This window comes from Pseudorhizobium halotolerans, assembly GCF_902153235.2.
GTDB classification, from domain to species: domain Bacteria; phylum Pseudomonadota; class Alphaproteobacteria; order Rhizobiales; family Rhizobiaceae; genus Neorhizobium; species Neorhizobium flavum.
Window position 1 is genome coordinate 692,784 of sequence record NZ_CABFWE030000005.1, and the last position, 12,388, is coordinate 705,171.

General features: G+C 61.2%; 12 protein-coding genes. 3 read left to right on the top strand and 9 right to left on the bottom strand.

The window, feature by feature from the left end; translation table 11 throughout:
- The first annotated feature begins 3 nt into the window (after nt 1-3).
- The gene (locus FN060_RS08305; RefSeq protein WP_142587647.1) at nt 4-720 is read left to right on the top strand and encodes an ABC transporter ATP-binding protein; all 717 of its coding nucleotides are present in this window, start codon (nt 4-6) and stop codon (nt 718-720) included.
- Nucleotides 710-1,912 carry an ABC transporter permease gene (locus tag FN060_RS08310; RefSeq protein WP_142587648.1) on the top strand — a complete coding sequence of 401 codons (1,203 nt, stop codon included), beginning with the start codon at nt 710-712 and terminating at the stop codon, nt 1,910-1,912. The genes FN060_RS08305 and FN060_RS08310 overlap by 11 nt, the downstream gene beginning before the upstream one ends.
- Before the next feature lie 37 nt (nt 1,913-1,949).
- Here FN060_RS08310 and sufA read toward each other — a convergent pair whose 3' ends face one another.
- From sufA to FN060_RS08345, 7 genes are all read right to left on the bottom strand, one after another.
- Nucleotides 1,950-2,342, bottom strand: coding sequence for a Fe-S cluster assembly scaffold SufA (gene sufA, locus FN060_RS08315; RefSeq protein WP_142587649.1), 393 nt, complete (start codon nt 2,340-2,342; stop codon nt 1,950-1,952).
- 75 nt (nt 2,343-2,417) lie between these two features.
- Nucleotides 2,418-2,798 carry an SUF system Fe-S cluster assembly protein gene (locus FN060_RS08320; protein ID WP_052638437.1) on the bottom strand — a complete coding sequence of 127 codons (381 nt, stop codon included), beginning with the start codon at nt 2,796-2,798 and terminating at the stop codon, nt 2,418-2,420.
- Nucleotides 2,799-2,808: 10 nt separating this feature from the next.
- Nucleotides 2,809-4,050, bottom strand: a complete 1,242-nt coding sequence (locus FN060_RS08325; protein WP_142588445.1) for a cysteine desulfurase — start codon at nt 4,048-4,050, stop codon at nt 2,809-2,811.
- Nucleotides 4,051-4,052: 2 nt separating this feature from the next.
- Nucleotides 4,053-5,330, bottom strand: a complete 1,278-nt coding sequence (gene sufD / locus FN060_RS08330) for a Fe-S cluster assembly protein SufD (protein ID WP_142587650.1) — start codon at nt 5,328-5,330, stop codon at nt 4,053-4,055.
- A 21-nt stretch (nt 5,331-5,351) separates the two neighbouring features.
- Entirely contained in the window at nt 5,352-6,107 is a 756-nt protein-coding gene (gene sufC / locus FN060_RS08335; protein WP_142587651.1) for a Fe-S cluster assembly ATPase SufC, read from the bottom strand.
- Between the two features lie 62 nt (nt 6,108-6,169).
- Nucleotides 6,170-7,639, bottom strand: a complete 1,470-nt coding sequence (gene sufB, locus FN060_RS08340; RefSeq protein WP_077546377.1) for a Fe-S cluster assembly protein SufB — start codon at nt 7,637-7,639, stop codon at nt 6,170-6,172.
- A gap of 141 nt (nt 7,640-7,780) precedes the next feature.
- A complete protein-coding gene (locus tag FN060_RS08345; RefSeq protein ID WP_142587652.1) occupies nt 7,781-8,947 on the bottom strand; it encodes a cysteine desulfurase family protein in 1,167 nt (388 codons plus the stop codon).
- A 225-nt stretch (nt 8,948-9,172) separates the two neighbouring features.
- Between FN060_RS08345 and FN060_RS08350 the strand changes: the two genes are divergently transcribed.
- Complete coding sequence (locus FN060_RS08350; protein ID WP_077546379.1) at nt 9,173-9,850, top strand: alpha/beta hydrolase; 678 nt, start codon at nt 9,173-9,175, stop codon at nt 9,848-9,850.
- 90 nt (nt 9,851-9,940) lie between these two features.
- Here the strand turns inward: FN060_RS08350 and FN060_RS08355 are convergent, their stop codons facing one another.
- Together FN060_RS08355 and FN060_RS08360 are read right to left on the bottom strand one after the other, a co-directional pair.
- The gene (locus FN060_RS08355) at nt 9,941-11,029 is read right to left on the bottom strand and encodes a GGDEF domain-containing protein (RefSeq protein ID WP_172977833.1); all 1,089 of its coding nucleotides are present in this window, start codon (nt 11,027-11,029) and stop codon (nt 9,941-9,943) included.
- 156 nt (nt 11,030-11,185) lie between these two features.
- Nucleotides 11,186-12,310: an anhydro-N-acetylmuramic acid kinase gene (locus tag FN060_RS08360; protein ID WP_077546381.1), complete on the bottom strand. Its 1,125-nt coding sequence runs from the start codon at nt 12,308-12,310 to the stop codon at nt 11,186-11,188.
- Between the last annotated feature and the right edge of the window lie 78 nt (nt 12,311-12,388).

The following is a 12,388-nucleotide window of genomic DNA, read 5'->3' on the forward strand; positions in this document are numbered from 1 at the left end:
GTGATGGACAACCAACCCTTCATCGAGTTCCGGCAGGTCTCCAAATTCTACGGGCGCGGCGAGGCAACGATCCGCGCACTTGATCATGTCGACCTGGCCATCAGCAAAGGCGAGTTTGTGTCGATCATGGGTCCCTCGGGTTCCGGCAAGTCCACGGCCATGAACATTGTCGGAGGCCTGGACGTGCCCTCCTCCGGCGAATACCTGTTTCAGGGCATCCCGACTGCCAACTTTACCCGGACTCAACTGACTCTCCTGCGTCGCCACATGCTTGGCTTCGTGTTCCAGGGTTTCAATCTCCTGGCGCGCACTTCGGCGATTGAGAATGTCGAACTGCCGCTGGTCTATCGCGGCCTGCCCGCGCGGGAGCGGCGCAAGCTCGCACAGCAAGCGCTCGAGCAGGTGGGCCTTCAGGGCCGCGAAGGCCACACCACGCAGGAACTTTCCGGCGGCCAGCAGCAGCGGGTGGCAATCGCCAGGGCGATCGTCACCGATCCCGCCGTGCTGCTTGCCGACGAGCCTACGGGCAATCTCGACACCAAGACCAGCCGGGAGATCATGGATCTGATCTCTCGGCTAAACCACGAGCGGAACATCACGGTCATCATGGTCACGCATGAAGAGGACATCGCTGCCTACGGCCGGCGCCTCCTCCGCTTCGTCGACGGTCGCCTTGCCAGCGATGAGAGTCATGTCCGGGAGGCCCGGCATGTTCCTTGAAACGGCGAAGCTCGCCCTGAGAGCAATCAAGCGCAACTTCCTGCGGTCCTTCCTGACCGTCCTTGGCGTGGTCATCGGCGTGGCGGCCGTGATTGCGATGGTCACCATCGGCAACGGCACGACGGCTCAGGTGCAGGCAGAACTGACGCGGCTCGGAACCAATACCCTCTTCGTCCGCCCAGGACAGTGGGGTCCTGGCCGGGCGAGCACGGAAGCAAAGCGGTTTGACAACGGTGACGTCGAAGCGATCCGCAATCAGATAAGCGGGTTGCGCGCTGTCGCCCCCGTCAACCGTGGTAGTGCCACCATCATCGCAGGGGGAGAGAACCGCTCCTCCAGCGTCATCGGCACCACCAACGACTACCTGATTGCACAGGATTGGGATCTCGCCTCCGGGCGGGTTTTCCTCCCCGGCGAGGAGCGAGGCCAGGCGGCCTGCCTCATTGGAGAAACGGTCAGGCGCGAGCTTTTTGGCACGGCTGATCCGGTAGGGCAGACAATCCGTGTCAGCAATATTGCATGCCCGGTGGTCGGGCTGCTTGCGTCCAAGGGCCAGTCGGGCCTGGGGGACGATCAGGATGACACGGTCATCATGCCGCTGAAGCTGCACCAGCGGCGCATCGGCGGCACCACCACCATTTCCAGCATCACCCTCTCGGCCCAGGATGGCGTCTCCACCGCCATGGTGCAGGCCGACGTCGAAAGCCTCCTGCGCGAGCGCCGCAGGATCGGAATCGGCCGCGATGATGACTTTTCCGTCGCCGACATGTCGCAGATGGCAGCGGCAATGACCGGTACAACGACATTGCTGACGGGGCTTCTCGGCGCGGTGGCTGCCGTCAGCCTGCTTGTCGGGGGTATTGGCATCATGAACATCATGCTCGTCTCGGTGACCGAGCGAACCCGGGAGATCGGCATTCGTCTGGCGATCGGTGCGCTGGAAAGCCAGGTGCTGACGCAGTTCCTGGTCGAGGCGGTCATGCTCTCGGTCTTCGGGGGCGTTGCGGGAATTCTGACCGGACTTGGCCTTGCCTATGGCGTGGTCGGCCTCCTGAACGTCCCATTCGTGACCAGCCCGACGATCATCCTCGTCGCTTTTGCCTTTTCAGCCGTGATCGGTGTTGTATTCGGCTATTTCCCTGCCCGCCGCGCCGCGCAGATGAACCCGATAGACGCGTTGCGCCATGAATAAGCTGAAAGAAAGTCGCAGCAGGAAGCGGTCGGACGGCTCAGCCTGCGGGTGACTGCTCGGCGCGCTCGCGTGCCAATGCGGCCAGATCAGCCGGTTTCAATTCGACTGACTCACCGCAACCGCATGCCGACGTCTGGTTCGGATTCACGAAGGTGAAGCCCGATCTCATCTTCGTCGATTCGAAATCCATCTGGGTACCGAGGAGGTAAAGGACGGCAGAGGGCTCGACCCAGACTCGCGCACCCGCGTGCTCGATCAGGTCGTCCTTGGGATTAGGCTCCGTGACCAGATCGATCGTGTACTCCATTCCGGCACAACCGCCCTTCTTGATGCCGACGCGCACGCCTTTGGCATCAGGACCGGAGTTCCCGACGATCGCCTTAACGCGGTCGGCCGCGGCGTCAGTCATGCTCATTACTGCAAAGCCCATGGGCCAATGCTCCTTCCACCCCCGGCGTCAAGGGCCGGTGCTGTTGGATCAATGTAGGTTCCGCCCGTGAGGCGATCAATACCAGCCGACGGCGACCTGGGCCTCTTCGGACATCCGCTCCGGCGTCCACGGCGGATCGAAGGTCATCTCGACCTCGACGCCGGAGACACCCTCCACGGCTCCGACCGCATTCTCCACCCAGCCAGGCATCTCCCCGGCGACGGGGCAGCCGGGGGCCGTCAAGGTCATGACGATCTTGACCATGCGATCATCCTCAATGTCGATCTTGTAGATCAGTCCAAGCTCGAAGATGTCCGCCGGAATTTCCGGATCATAAACAGTCTTCAGCGCAGCGATGATGTCATCGCTCAGCCGCGCCAGTTCTTCCTGCGGGATCGCCGACTGGACGATGCCTTCGCGGGCATCCCACTTCAGTTCGCTGTCTTCCACGGCCATGGCAAGGTCCTCAGGCAAAAAATGTACGGGCGTAGTCGAGCGCATCTGCGAGAGCGTCGACCTCGGCACGTGTATTGTACATGCCGAACGATGCGCGGCATGTGGAGGTAACGCCGAACCGCTTCAAGAGCGGCATGGCGCAATGGGTACCGGCACGAACGGCGACACCTCGGCGATCGATGACCATCGAGACGTCATGGGCATGAATCCCGGCCAGTTCGAACGAGAAGATCGCGCCCTTCCCCGGTGCATTACCGATGATCCGCAGCGAATTGATCGCCCGCAGCCGTTCGGCAGCGTAAGCCGCCAGATCGGCTTCATGCTTCGCGATCGCTTCGCGGCCGATTATGTCGATATAGTCGAGCGCGTAGCCAAGGCCGATCGCCTGGACGATCGGGGGCGTTCCCGCCTCAAACCGATGCGGCGGATCGTTGTAGGTGATCTCGTCTTCGCTTACGTCGACGATCATCTCACCGCCGCCCTGGAAAGGCCGCATCTCCTGCAGCCGTTCCTTCTTGCCGTAGAGGACGCCGATGCCGGAGGGCCCGTAGAGCTTGTGGCCCGTCATCACGTACCAGTCGCAGTCGATGTCCTGGACGTCCACCGGCATGTGAACCGCGCCCTGGCTACCGTCGATCAAGACCGGAATGCCGCGCTCATGCGCGATACGGCAGACTTCCTTGACGGGCACCACCGTGCCCAGGGCGTTCGACATATGGGTGACAGCGACCAGCTTGGTCTTGTCCGTCAGCGACTTCTCGAAGTCCTCGATGTGGAAGGCGCCGTCCTCATCGACCGGCACCCAGACCAACTTCGCGCCCTGTCGCTCCCGGATGAAATGCCACGGCACGATGTTGGAGTGGTGCTCCATGATGGTGATGACGATCTCGTCGTCCTCGCCGATCTTCGGCATCCCCCAGCCATACGCCACCGTATTGATGGCCTCAGTGGAAGACTTCGTGAAGACGATTTCATCCACCGACGGCGCGTTCAGGAAGCGCCGAACCTTTTCCCGAGCGCCCTCGTAGGCGTCCGTCGCGGCATTCGAGAGGAAGTGCAGGCCACGATGAACGTTCGCGTACTCGTTCGCATAGGCATGCGATATCGCGTCGATCACGACCTGCGGCTTCTGGGCCGAAGCGCCATTGTCCAGATACACCAGCGGCTTGCCGTAGACTTCCCGCGACAGGATTGGAAAATCCCGGCGAATGGCTTCGACATCGTATTCTGTCGCTGGCGTAATCTGGTCCATGGTCAAGCGTGCTTTTCCAGCCAGGTCGAAATGACGCTTTCCAGCGCTTCGACCAGCTTTTCGTCCTCGAGTTCCTCAACGATCTCGGCGACGAAGGCATTGACCAGCATGGCCCGTGCCACGTTCTCCGGGATCCCGCGCGAGCGCAGATAGTAGAGGTGGTTCTTGTCGATGTCCGTGACGGTCGCACCGTGACCGCAGACCACATCGTCGGCGAAAATCTCCAGTTCCGGCTTCACGGAGAACTCGCCGTCGTCCGTCAGCAGGAGCGTATTGCACGCCATCTTGGCGTCGGTCTTCTGGGCGTCAGGCGCGACGCGAATCATGCCCTGGAAGACGCCCTTGGCGCGATCAAAGACCACGTTGCGGATGATCTCGGTCGAACTGGTGTGCGGCACGTTGTGGCCGAGCACCAGCGTGACGTCCGTATGGGTTTCCTGGCCGAGGAGATTGACGCCGCGGAGGGTCAGTTCGCTGCCCTCGCCCTCGACGTCGATCCGCAGTTCCTGTCGCACCAGCTTGCCGCCGACATTGACGACGAAGAGCTTCAGCTTCGCTTCGGCTGCAAAGCGCACGCGGATCTGGCCGAGATGCGTGTCATCGGCGCCCTGCTCCTGCAGGATCACCCAAACCACGTCGGCACCCTCTTCCAGTGTCAGGTCGCTGATGGAGGATACGAAGGCGGCGTCACCAGTCACCGAACGGTGACGTTCGATGATCGTTGACCGGGAACCCGCGCCGAACGTTACCGGGAAGCGGGTATGAACCTGCCCTGCCCCGTGCAGCGCCTGCAGCTCGATCGGCGCGTCTACCGTTGCACCGGCCGGCACGTTGATCTGGTAACCGTCGCGGACAAAGCTGCCGTTGATCTTGCCGATCGCATCGTCCTTGTCGCGGGCCGTGAGCGATTGCGCGGCCGCACCGCTGACGAGGGTGTCGGCGAAACTGGACACCTCGGCGCCATCGACGGAAACGAACGGCGCGGCAGCACCCTGAAGGACCGGCAATACTTGTGCGCCTTCAATGAGCGAAGCAACGGGTTCAATCGTCGGCGCCACCACGTTCGCGGCCGGCACAGCGCGCAGCAGCGTGCGCAGGTCCGTATAGTGCCAGGATTCGACCCGGCGCGTCGGGAGCCCGGACGTCTTCAAGTCGTCCAGCAGACGGTCGCGGGTACCGGCAACAGCACCGTTGCCCGGCAGGCTCCCCATCTGTTCGTTATAGGCCTCGATCAGCGCCGTTTCGGCTGCCGTCAGGCGATTGGTCATCTGAATGTTCATGTCTACATCCCTCCCGGGGGTTCAGGCAGCTTCCCCGATGATGTCTGCATAGCCATTGGCTTCGAGTTCGAGCGCCAGGTTCTTGTCCCCGGAGCGGATGACCTGGCCCTTGTAGAGCACGTGGACCGTGTCCGGGACGATGTATTCGAGCAGGCGCTGGTAGTGCGTGATGACGATCACGGCGCGATCCGGAGATTTCAGTGCATTGACGCCATCGGCGACAATCTTCAGCGCATCGATGTCGAGGCCGGAATCGGTCTCGTCCAGGATGCAGAGCTTCGGCTCGAGTAGCGCCATCTGCAGGATTTCTGCGCGCTTCTTCTCGCCGCCCGAGAAGCCGACGTTCAGCGGCCGGCGCAACATGGCAGGATCGATCTTCAGCTCGCCAGCCGCTTCCTTGACACGACGCATGAATTCCGGGGTCGTGAGTTCTTCTTCGCCACGCGCCTTGCGCTGCTCGTTCATCGCGATCTTGAGGAACTGCATGGTGGCAACGCCCGGGATCTCGACCGGGTACTGGAAAGCGAGGAAGATGCCCTTGGAGGCGCGCTCCGCCGGGTCGAGTTCGAGAATGCTCTCGCCGTTGTAGAGGATGTCACCCTCGGTGACTTCGTAGTCATCGCGGCCGGACAGGATATAGGACAAGGTCGACTTACCCGAGCCGTTCGGCCCCATGATGGCTGCGATTTCGCCTGGCTTTACGGTCAGGTTCAGGCCGCGGATGATCTCGGTGCCGTCTTCGGCGATGCGGGCGTGCAGGTTCTTGATCTCAAGCATTTACAAATCCTCTCGGACAAACATCGTTGCGTGCAGCGCACGTAGATTGCGAATTGGTGGCGTCAGCCCACAGAACCTTCGAGCGAAATGCCGATCAGCTTCTGCGCCTCGACGGCAAACTCCATCGGCAACTCCTGGATAACGTCCTTGACGAAGCCGTTGACGATGAGCGCGATCGCCTCCTCTTCCGGGATGCCGCGCTGCATGACGTAGAACTTCTGGTCCTCGGAAATCTTCGAGGTCGTCGCCTCGTGCTCCACCTGCCCGGACGCGTTCTTCACCTCGATGTAGGGCACCGTGTGCGCGCCGCACTTGTCGCCGATCAGCAACGAATCGCAATTGGTGAAGTTGCGGGCATTTTCGGCGCGACGATGGATCGACACCTGGCCACGATAGGTGTTCTGCGACTTGCCGGCAGAAATGCCCTTCGAGATGATGCGGCTCGACGTGTTCTTGCCGAGGTGGATCATCTTCGTACCGGAGTCGATCTGCTGGTGGCCGTTGGACACGGCAATCGAATAGAACTCGCCGCGGCTGTCGTCGCCACGCAGGATGCAGCTCGGATACTTCCACGTGATCGCCGAACCGGTCTCGACCTGTGTCCAGGAGATCTTGGAGCGTGCGCCACGGCAATCGCCGCGCTTGGTGACGAAGTTGTAGATGCCGCCCTTGCCCTGGGCGTCTCCAGGGAACCAGTTCTGGACGGTGGAATACTTGATCTCTGCATCATCCAGCGCAACGAGTTCTACGACAGCCGCGTGCAACTGGTTCTCGTCACGCTGCGGCGCCGTGCAGCCCTCGAGATAAGAAACGTAGCCGCCTTCTTCGACGATGATCAGCGTGCGCTCAAACTGGCCGGTGTTCTTCTCGTTGATGCGGAAATAGGTCGACAGCTCCATCGGGCAACGGACACCCTTCGGGACGAAGACGAAGGATCCATCGGTGAATACGGCGGCGTTCAACGTCGCATAGTAGTTGTCAGTGGTCGGAACCACCGAGCCCAGATACTTCTTGATGAGCTCTGGATGCTCGCGGATGGCCTCGGAGATCGACATGAAGATCACGCCGGCTTTCTCAAGTTCCTTCCGGAAGGTGGTCACGACCGAGACGGAGTCGAAGACAGCATCGACGGCGACCTTGGAGGTCTTCACGCCGGCCAGGATTTCCTGCTCGCGGAGCGGGATACCGAGCTTTTCATAGGTGCGCAGGAGTTCCGGATCGACTTCATCCAGCGACGTCGGCCCCGTCAGGTTCTTCGGCGCCGCATAATAGTAGATATCGTTGAAGTCGATCTTCGGATAGTCGACGCGTGCCCAGGTCGGCTCTTCCATGGTCAGCCAGCGGCGATAGGCGTCGAGGCGCCATTCCAGCATCCATTCCGGCTCCTGCTTCTTGGCCGAGATGAAGCGGATGATGTCTTCCGAAAGACCCTTCGGGGCCTTGTCCACTTCGATGACGGTCTCGAAGCCGTATTTGTACTGATCGATGTCGATCCCACGGACCTGATCGATTGTCTCCTGGACGGCAGGCATGCGCGTTCTCCAACTGTCAGCCGGCAGTCGAGCCGGCACCTCTTTGTTCGGACGGGAAGTTCCGCCTTTATGTAGTTGCCAAAAGGCGCGTTTCACACCTCGCGGCAAGCGGAAAGTTGCCTTTCCGCAAGTTTCTTGCTGCTAGGCAGCCTCTCCTGCCGGACGCCGCCGGTCGGAAATCTTCTTGAATGCAGCGAGCGTCGCTGCGATGTCGTCTCGGGTGGTCGCGGGACCGAGGGAAATCCGCAGCCCGCCGATCTCCTGATCAAAACCCATGGCCGTCAGCACCTGGCTCTGCCCCACTTTGCCGGAGGAGCAGGCCGAACCTGCAGAGATCGCAATACCTTCCAGATCGAATGCAATCTGCCCGGTTTCCGACTTCAGGCCCGGGAGGCTGAAAAAGCAGGTATTGGCGACCCGGTCGACATCGCGCCCATGGATGATGACGTCCGGTGCTGCGGCAAGCATCCCAGCCTCAAGCGCATCCCGCAAGCGGGCGATCGCAGCATTCCGCTCAATCAATCCTTCAAGTGCTGCTTCAGCCGCAGCCGCGAAGCCGATGATGGCATGGAAATTCTCTGTCCCCGACCGGTGACCCTTTTCCTGGCCGCCGCCACGGATGAGAGGAGCCGGCATCAGGGCCTCACCCCGCGCCGCCAGGGCGCCCACGCCCTTCGGGCCGCCAATCTTATGGGATGTGAGGATGAGGAAATCCGCATCGAGAGCTGCGATATCCACTGGTATGCGTCCGACGGCCTGGACCGCGTCCACAATGAGAAGCCCGCCATACCGGCGGACGATCTGCGCCGCGTCGGAAACCGGCTGGATGACGCCCGTCTCGTTGTTGACCAGCATTAACGCCACCATGGGCAGACCGGCTGAACGGTCGTGTCCCGCCAGTGCCTGTTCCAGGGCCTCGAGATCCACGACACCGGAGCGCGTGGCGGCGAACCGGCTTATCTGTTCGGGGGCAAACCGTCCGCCTTCGCGGACGGCTGAGTGCTCAATCGCCGAAGCATAGAGACGACTTACCTTGAGCGGTGAGCGCCCCATCCGGAAATCCGGTGTCAGCACATGGTTGATGGCTTCAGTCGCGCCGCTCGTGAAGATCACATGAGCGGGCTCCGCCCCGACAAGAGCGGCAACATGACGCCGGGCCTTCTCGACAGCCGCACGAGCCGCACGGCCCTCGGCATGAACGGAGGAAGCGTTGCCGGGAAGTGCAAACGCGTCGACCATAGCATGCCGCGCTTCAGCCATAAGCGGAGCCGTCGCGTTCCAGTCCATGTAGACGCGTGCCAAAGCCATTGCCCGACCCGTTTTCCTTCCTAGATACCCGATCAACCCAGTGCAGCGCCGGAGCAGCCGCATTTTTCTTGAAATTCAAAACAGCCTTGCCGTAAGAGACGTCAGCCGGCCATGAGGCGGCCCAAGTTTCGAATGGTTCTAAACTGAGTTCTAGAAAAGCTGACCGGCTTCGTCAAGTCTTAGTTGACGCTCAGTGCCCGACCAGAACACGTGACCGGAGTACCAATGCCCGAAGTCATCTTCAACGGCCCAGCAGGTCGACTGGAAGGCCGCTACCAGCCTTCAAAGGAAAAAAGCGCGCCGATTGCCATCATCCTGCATCCGCATCCGCAGTTCGGCGGCACGATGAACAACCAGATCGTCTACCAGCTCTTCTACATGTTTCAGAAGCGCGGCTTCACGACGCTGCGGTTCAACTTCCGTGGCATCGGACGCAGCCAGGGCGAGTTCGATCACGGCGCAGGCGAGCTTTCGGACGCGGCATCCGCTCTCGATTGGGTCCAGAGCCTTCATCCGGACTCCAAGAGCTGCTGGGTCGCCGGTTATTCCTTCGGCGCGTGGATCGGAATGCAGCTTCTCATGCGCCGCCCCGAAATCGAAGGTTTCATGTCGATCGCGCCACAGCCGAATATCTACGATTTTTCCTTCCTGGCGCCCTGCCCCTCGTCCGGCCTGATCATTCATGGCAATGCCGACAAGGTGGCGCCCGAAAAGGACGTCCTGGGTCTGGTCGACAAACTGAAGACCCAGAAGGGCATCCTGATCACGCACAAGACGGTGGAAGGTGCGAACCACTTCTTCAATGGTCAGGTCGACCATTTGCTGGCGGAGTGCGAGGATTATCTCGACCGCCGCCTCGAAGGCGATCTGGTGCCTGAACCTGCTGCCAAACGGATAAGGTAAGCCGAACAGCACTGCGAGCTTTAGCGGCCGCCGTAACGGGCGGCCGTTCGCGTTCAGAGCCATTGCGGGGTGGTACCTGCTGCCAGGCGTTCAAGCGGCCAGACTGCGCGCCTGATGGACACGATCCCGGCCGCCTCGCTTGGCATCGTACAGCGCGGCATCCGCCTGGCGCAATGCAGTCTCCAGGTCACCGTTCGCAGGCAGAGCCGCGACACCGAAGCTGGCGGTTACGACAGAACCGCCGGGCAGACCGGGTACCGTCATCTTGCGGGTACCGATCCTCAATGTATCTGCAACGGCAACGGCGATGGCCGGAGACGTCCCGGGTAGCAGGACCGCGAATTCTTCTCCGCCAATGCGCGCGACGATCGCACCGGTTCCGGCAAGCGTCGTGATCATCCTCGCGAAGGCACTGATGACCATATCGCCGGCGTGGTGGCCATAGCTGTCGTTGATCGACTTGAAATGATCGATGTCGCACAGGATGACGGCATGCTGACGATCGCCGGAACTGTCGACCATCCTCTTCGCCGCTTTATCAAGGCCTCTGCGGTTGGCGAGCCCGGACAGGCTGTCATGTTCTGCATGGCCCCGCTCCACTGCCATGATGTCCAGCGTCAGAACAGCGAGCAGCATCAGCCCCACGGCAACGATCAGGACTGCCGTTATGCTCTGCGACATCACGGCATAGGACGTGGATATATAAGCACTTGGGGTCGCGCCCGGGCCCATCAGGGCCGCAAGGGTCGCCTTGACCAGGAAATGCGCCCCGCTGAATGCCAGGACGAAACCGAGCGCCTTGTCCATCGCCGTCTTACGATCTGAGAGGAAGACAGTGATTGCGGCCGAGAACGTGACCACCGCATAGGGACCCTGATAGACGAAACCGTACCCCCACCACGTCCGCGGGACTTCTCGCACCATAAGATACCCGGCCATGCCCAAGAGAAAGATTGCCAGAGCGGCCCGTACCGAGAAAGGCCGATCGTAGAGGAGGGAGACGCCCCAATGTAGCAGCACGAGCCCGGCCAGCACGGTTCCATAGACAGCAAAGGACCAGGGTGCGGGATTACTGGCATAGGCCACGCCGAGTTCGGAGATCATCGTCAACGACGCGATGAACAGGCCGCCGGAGAATAGAAGAGCGGACGAGCGCCAGCGGCTGTAAATGGAGACCACTGCGAAAACCGCACTGAAACACACACCGATGAGGAAATTGACCCAAAGAAATAACGCGGCAGCAGACATAGTGGACCAGCTTGTTGAACAGTCGCGCAGTGGGCGCGCTTTTGCATCGCAAACACAACTGTTAGTAACGACAAAAGATTAACATCATCACGTTGAGGGCGATGCCACCAACCCGCCCTTCATGGGACTTGGCACCCCGGTTGTCCCAGGAAAGGTCAAGGGCAAGCCCTTCATGCTCCGGACAGCCAGATAGGCCCAGGCTTCCGCTTCCATCGCGTCACCGTCCAGCCCTGCTTCCTCCGCGGTGGCAACGCGGGCGTCGCGTTCGCCAGCGAGTTCGCGAAGATCCGCCATGAGCACCTCGTTAAGGCGTCCGCCCCCACAGACGACATACAAGCCGGGCGGCTCAGGCAGGTGCTTGGACGACTGGATGATTGATGCCGCAGCCACATAGGCGAGCGTCCTGGCCCCATCAGCCAGTTCCACCTGATGGCCGGCCGGCGGGAGGAAGTCGTTTCGGTCCAGGGAACGGCGCCGCTTGTCCGTGAAGAATGGCTGCGAGAGATAAGTCCCCGCCAGGTCATGGTCGATCTGGCCCTCGGAGGCAATCAGCCCACCCTGATCGTAGGGGACGCCCGCATTCGCGTCCACCCACTGGTCGATCAGACTGTTTCCAGGTCCGCTGTCGTAGGCGACGATTTCGCCGTCGGTGCCGATGAAGGTGAGATTGGAGATGCCGCCAATGTTCACAAAGCAGACGGGCCACTCCGGAAGCTGAAGCCCTTCCGCAAGGGCGGCGTGATAGGCGGGCACCAGGGGGGCCCCCTGCCCGCCATGGGCCATGTCGTTTGCGCGCATGTCGAAGACAACGGGTATGCGGGTCAGGTCGGCCAGGCATTGACCGTCACCCAACTGGATCGTCAGCCTCTGCTCGGGCCGATGCAGCACGGTCTGCCCATGGAAGCCGATGACATCGATCTCGGAAGCCGAGAGTCCATTGAGCTGCAGGAACTTTTCAACTGCTTCAGCATGCCGACGAGTCAACTCATCTTCAACGCTCAAGAGACACCCGGGGCGGTCGTCGCGGAAACGGGCCACCCTCGCGTCCTCCAGCGCCTGCTTGAGCCTCTGGCGGAATGCGTTCTCGTAGGGAATGCCAAGGAAGGCTCCACGCTCCACGCGACGTCCGCCATCTGTATGCAAGAGGGCAATATCGATGCCATCCATCGATGTCCCGCTCATGAGGCCGATTGCTGTTTTCATCCCGTCCATTGATGGCATCCAGAATCAATTTTGGAGTGATTATGCGCGAAAACAGTGGTAGAGGCCCGCGCGTATCCGGAATTCCTT